Here is a 5,938-nt window from a genome sequence, read left to right on the forward strand (position 1 = left end):
GCTCCGGCACCCACACCCCCACCGGGGCCCCGGCCCGGCTCAGCGGTAGGCCGAACCCGCAGGGCGGCTCGCACCCCACGCCGTCCGACCGACCCGCCGGTGGCGACGGTTCTGTCACGGCCCCGCCGCCCACCCCGGCACCGCAGTCGGGAAAGCCTCACACCGTCACGGCGGGCGAGACCCCGGCAAGCGGGCCCCGGCCGCGCGGGCGTGCCGGAGTGCGGTGTCTGGTCGGGAGCCTCGCCACGGGGAACCGGCGCGGGCCGCGAACTCTGGTCCCGCACGGGCGGATTCGTCGCCGTTGACTCGCCACGCGGCCCCTGCGACTCCGCACGATCCCCGCCAGGACCCCCCGGAACCGGCCGACCCGGCGTCTGCGAACCACCCGCCACATGCGGCTTCCCCGACTCCGGGGCGGGCGGCGGCACCGGCCGCGAATCCTGGTCCCGCACAGGCGGGTTCGGCGCGGCCTCCTTGTGCGGGCCCTCGCCCCGTACCGGCGGGTTGGGTGTCGCGGAGCCGGTGGGGGAGCCCTCTCCGCGCGGGGGCGCGTCCGAACCGGCGCGATCGCCGCCGCCCTGCGCGCCCGGGACGGGCTTGCCGGGGGTCTCGCCCGCCGTGACGGTGTGAGGCTTTCCCGACTGCGGTGCCGGGGTGGGCGGCGGGGCCGTGACAGAACCGTCGCCACCGGCGGGTCGGTCGGACGGCGTGGGGTGCGAGCCGCCCTGCGGGTTCGGCCTACCGCTGAGCGGGACCGGGGCCCCGGTGGGGGTGTGGGTGCCGGAGCTCTCGCCGCGCGCGGGCGGCGGCATACCGACGTCGCCCGGACGGCCGCCCGCGGGGCCACTGCTCGTGGGGGTGTTCTCCTTGGCGGAGACGCCGCCCGTGACGGGGGGCGCGCCTTCGCCCTTCCCCGGGCCGCCGGGGACGGGCACGGTGTGGTCGCCGCCTTGGCGGGTCTGGGCGGGCGGCGGCGTGAAGGTGTTCTTGCCGCCGCTCCCGCCGATGGGCGCGAACCCGTCCGAGCCGCCCGGCTTCGTCACCGGCGGCGAGTGCGGCGGCGGGCTGCCCGCCTTCGGTACCCCGTCGGGCGTGATCCCCTTCGGGACGCCGTGGTAGCCACCGAGCCCTCCGGCGATGCCGCCGAAACCGCCGCCGATGCCGAGGGTCAGCGCCTCGGCGCCCCAGTCGATGTCGTAGTCCGTGTGCGCGATGGCCGCGCCCGCCGCGCCGATGCCGAGGTCGAAGGCGAGGCCCGAGGCGGAGCCGATGACGGCCCCGCCGATCGAGCCGACCACCGCGCTGCCGATGGGGCCGAGCCGCCCCACCATCGAGGCGATCACCGGGATGAGCCGGGCGATGAGCTGCCCGATCAGGGCGAGCACACCTTCGAGGAGCGGCCCGAGGTAGAAGAAGACGGCGCTGAAGATCGCGCCGAGGATGTCCGCCCACATCATGGCGTTGAGCTTCTTCGCGTACTCCTCCGCCGCCTCGTGGAGCTTGTCCGCGTACCGGTTGATCGACTGGCCGATGGTCCAGGCGGTCTCGATCGCGTCGTCGAGGTTCTTGGCGGCCGCGCCGGACCAGGCGAGACGGGCCGCGTCGCCCGCCGCGCCCTGCCACCCGATGCCCTCCACGTGCCCGTTGGCGGCGACCCGGCGCTCGTGGAGCTCGTCTCCGAGCTGAATCCAGGCGTTGCCCAGGGCGTAGATGTCCTCAAGCTTGATGGTGTTGAGTACGGATTCCGCGGAAGACATGGAAGCGCCCTCCTCGGGCGTACTGCTGGGGATCGGGCGTCCGGGCAAGGACGGTCGCGGGGCCGGCGGGCCCCGCGACCGGCGCGGTCAGCTGCGGGCGGCGACGGGCTCGTGGTGCGGCGGTCCGTCCTCCCGGGGGGCGGCGGCCGGGCCCACGGCGGCCTCCTCCGGCAGGTCGCGCTCGTCGAGGGCGACCTGGACGACGGTGGGGCCCTGATCCCGGCGGACGAGGAGACCGCGTCCCGGCTCGCCGCGCCGGGCGCGCTGCTCACCGATGAGAACGCCCTCCCGGTGGTCGCCGGAAAGCAGCAGCCCGCTCGTGCCGTTCTCCTTGAGCCTGCTCAGCAGCGGGTCGGAGAGGAGGGCACGCCCCGCGCCGCCGACCCTGCGGGCCAGGACGAGGTGGAAGCCAAGCTCCTCCGCCTGCGGGATGAACGGGGCGAGCGGGGCCAGCGGGCCCTGCCCCATGCCGCCGGCGGCGAGGTCGTAGTCGTCGGCGACGACGTACAGTTCGGGCCCCTGCCACCAGGTGCGCCCGGCCAGTTCGGCGGCCGTGACGTCCGACGGGGGCATCCGGTTGCGCAGGGTCTCCGCGAGGGCCTGAGCCTGCCCGGCGACGAGGTCGGCGTTGCCGCCGCGCGCGCCGATGTACTCGGGCGGGACGACGTCGAGGAGGCTGTGCCGGTAGTCGACCACCATGAAGCGGGCGTCGCGCGCGGAGTGGTGGGCGGCGAGGCCGCGCATCCAGGCGCGCAGGAAGGCGGTCTTGCCGGAGCCGGAGTCACCGAGGACCACGAAGTGCGGCTCGCCGGAGGTGAGATCGAGGCCGACGGGGGTGAGGTCGGACTCGCGCAGCCCGATGGGCACCTCGCGGCCGGTGAGGGCCGGGCCGTGGCCCTCCCAGCGGTCGGCGGGCGCGGGCACGACGGCGGCCAGTTCGCGGACGGTGACCCGCTGCGGCAGGACGCGCAGGGCCGGGGCCGAGGGCCGCTTCCAGCTCGCGGCGATCAGGGTGACGAGCGCGCGTTCCGCCTCCGCGAGTCCGTCCACGGAGTCGACGCCGTCGAGACGGGGCAGCGCGACGTGGTGGGTGAGGCCGGGCGGCAGGATGCCCCGGCCAGGGACGCTCTGGCCGAGCGCGCGGGCGGCCTGGCGGTTGATCTCGGACTCGGCGGGGTCGTTGAGGCGCAGTTCGAGGCGGCCAGGGATACTGTCGCGCAGCCCGACCCGGATCTCGGCCCAGCGGTTCGCGGTGAGCCACAGGTGGACGCCGACGCCGAGACCGCGCGCGGAGATGTCGGTGAGCGCGGCGGCGGCCTCGTCCTCCGCGGCGTGCAGCGCGGCCCAGTTGTCGACCACGAGGACGATGTCGGCGGCCCGTACGCCCTCGGGCAGTTCGCCGCTCACGCGGCGTGCGCGCAGGTCGGCGGCGGACTGGATGCGCAGGTCGCGGAACATCGTCTCGCGGGCGGTGACGATCCGGCCGACCTCGGCGAGCACCCGGCGTACGCGTTCCTCGTCGCGGCGTCCGGCGATGCCCGCGACGTGCGGGGCGTCGGCGAGCCCGTGGAGAGTGCCGCCGCCCATGTCGATCGCGTAGAACTGGAGTTCGTCGGGGGTGTGGGTGAGCATCGCGCTCAGCATCGCGGTGCGCAGGAAGGTGGACTTCCCGCTCTGCGGGGCACCGACGAGGGCGAGGTGCCCCTGGCGGCCCGTGAGGTCGATGCCGATGGGGCGCTGTTCCTGGCGTGCCGGTACGTCGATGACACCGGCCGGGAACTTGAGGCTCCCCGGGAGCGGCCACAGCGGCCCGACGAGCCCGCGCTCCGGGTCCTCCTCGGGCTCACCGAGCAGCGCCAGCAGACCGAAGTGCGCGGGCAGCGGGGGCAGCCACACCTGGTGGCCAGGGGTGTCCTTGGTGAGCACACGCTCGATGGCGAGGGCGAGTTCGGTCGTACCGCCCCTCCCGGTCCACTCCCAGGCCGGCTTCTCCTCCTCCTCGCGCGCGAGCGGCGCGAGTTCGCCGTGCACGGCGAAGGGCACCGGGGCGAGGGCCGCGGGGGACGCGTCGGGGTCGAAGCCCCGGTAGGGCGCGGAGACGTGGGCGACGCGGAAACGCTCGTACACCGTCTCGTCCACCTTGAGGTAGGCCGAGCCGGGGATGGCGGGCAGGCTGTAGGCGTCCGGGGTGCCGAGGACGGCCCGGGACTCGGCGGCGCTGAAGGTGCGCAGTCCGATCCGGTACGAGAGGTGGGACTCAAGGCCCCGCAGGCGACCTTCCTCCAGGCGCTGGGTGGCGAGCAGCAGGTGCATACCGAGCGAGCGGCCCACGCGCCCGATCTGGACGAACAGGTCGATGAAGTCGGGTCGCTGGGAGAGTAGTTCACCGAACTCGTCGACGACGATCAGCAGGTGCGGCAGCGGTTCGAGCGGCCTGCCCCCGGAGTCGGTGCCGCCCGCCGCCCGGCGCAGCTGGTACTCGCGCACCGAGTCCGCGTTCCCGGCCTCGCGCAGCATCCGCTGGCGGCGCTGCTGCTCGCCCTGGAGCGCCTGGCGCATCCGGTCCACGAGGGCGAGGTCGTCGGCGAGGTTGGTGATGAGACCGGAGACGTGCGGGAGTTCGGTGACCCCGGCGAAGGTTGCGCCGCCCTTGAAGTCGACCAGGACGAAGGCGAGGTGTTCCGGGGAGTGCACCAGCGCGAGCCCCGTGACGAGGGTGCGCAGCAGTTCGCTCTTGCCGGAGCCGGTGGCGCCGACGACGAGGCCGTGCGGCCCGACACCGCCCTGCGCGGACTCCTTGAGGTCCAGGACGAGGGGTTCGCCGGTGCCGGTGACGCCGATGGGGACGCTGAGCAGGTCCCGGTCGTCGGGGGACCGGCGCCGGTCGGCCGGGTCGAAGGAGGCGATGTCGGGGATGCCGAGCATTCCGGCGAGGGAGACGTGCGCGGAGAGGACCTGCTCGCGCTCGCCTGACAGCTGGAGCGGGGCGAGGGCGCGGGCGGCGGCCTCCAGGACGCCGGGGGCGATCTCGTCGGCGCTCGCCTTCTCGACGCTCGCGTGCAGGGCCGGGTCCCGGCCCTGCAGGACGAGTCCGCCCCGCGCGTTCGTACGGGCGCGGACGTCGACGCGGCCCGGCTCCGAGCCTTCCTCGTCCACGAGGCACACGAGGTGCAGGCCGATCTCGGGTCCGGCCTCGGTGAGGAGTTCGTTGAGGAGCGCGGAGCGGGCCCAGACGGCCTCGGGCTCGTAGTCGTCGATGAAGACAACGAGGTGTTGTCGCGCAGCGGCACTGCGCTGGGTGAGCAGCCGGCTGCCGCGCTCGGCGCGGGCCGTGACGGCCTGGTCGAGGACGGCGCGGAGGTGGTCGTTGAGTCCGGTGAGGTCGTCGGCGAGCATCGGCACGACCTCCTGCTCGCGCGCCCCGCCCTCCTGCTCGGCCGGTTGCGCGTGCGGCAGCCACTTCGCCCAGTCCCAGGCGGAGTGCCCGCCGGTGACGACGGCGACGCGTACGTCGTCGGGGGCGTGCAGCACGGAGAGCTGGAGCAGGAGTGCCTGGGCGAGTTCCCGGCCCCGGGTGCGCGGGCCGAGGATGCTGACGACGCCGGAGTTGCCGAGGTCGAGCCAGGCGGCCTGGTCGTCGACGGCGGCGTGCTGGCCGACGAGTTCGGCGGCGGCGTGGCGGCAGGCGGTGTCGAGCTCGACGGTCGGGTCGTTCTGCTCGGGCAGGCGCAGCGGCGCGGCGGGTGGCACGGTGCCGGTGCCGAGGCGCAGGCGGAGGAAGTCGTCGTCGCCGGAACGGCGTTCCCACACCCGGCGGCGGCGCGTTGCCAGCGCCCACAGCCGGTCGGGGTGCGGGTGCCGCCAGGCGTCGGCGGCGCGCTGCTCGGCGCGCGAGTGCAGTGCCTGCTTGCGCATTCCCGACAGGTACTCCATGTACCGCTCGCGCTGGCGGAACTGGTTGCGGCGGCGGCTGCCGCGCAACTGCATCCGGACGCCGATGGTGATGCCGACGGAGACCACGACGAAGGCCATGCCGAGCAGGATCATCCAGGCCCGCCCGTAGGCGACCATGTAGGCGGCCATGCTGACGCTGGAGAGCAGCGGCAGCATGGCCGCCTACATGGTCGCCTACGGGCTGGCCTGGATGATCCTGCTCGGCATGGCCTTCGTCGTGGTCTCCG

Annotated in this window: 1 protein-coding gene and 1 pseudogene; both read right to left on the minus strand. The window is 74.8% G+C overall.

Annotated features, from left to right (window positions below; genetic code table 11):
* A pseudogene (locus tag J1C73_RS21520) lies at positions 1-1,757 on the minus strand (hypothetical protein); the annotation flags it as partial.
* A gap of 87 nt (positions 1,758-1,844) precedes the next feature.
* Positions 1,845-5,867, minus strand: a complete 4,023-nt coding sequence (gene eccCa / locus J1C73_RS21525; RefSeq protein ID WP_307797760.1) for a type VII secretion protein EccCa — start codon at positions 5,865-5,867, stop codon at positions 1,845-1,847.
* Between the last annotated feature and the right edge of the window lie 71 nt (positions 5,868-5,938).

The sequence above is a fragment of the Streptomyces laculatispora genome (assembly GCF_017353455.1).
GTDB classification, from domain to species: Bacteria; Actinomycetota; Actinomycetes; order Streptomycetales; family Streptomycetaceae; genus Streptomyces; species Streptomyces laculatispora.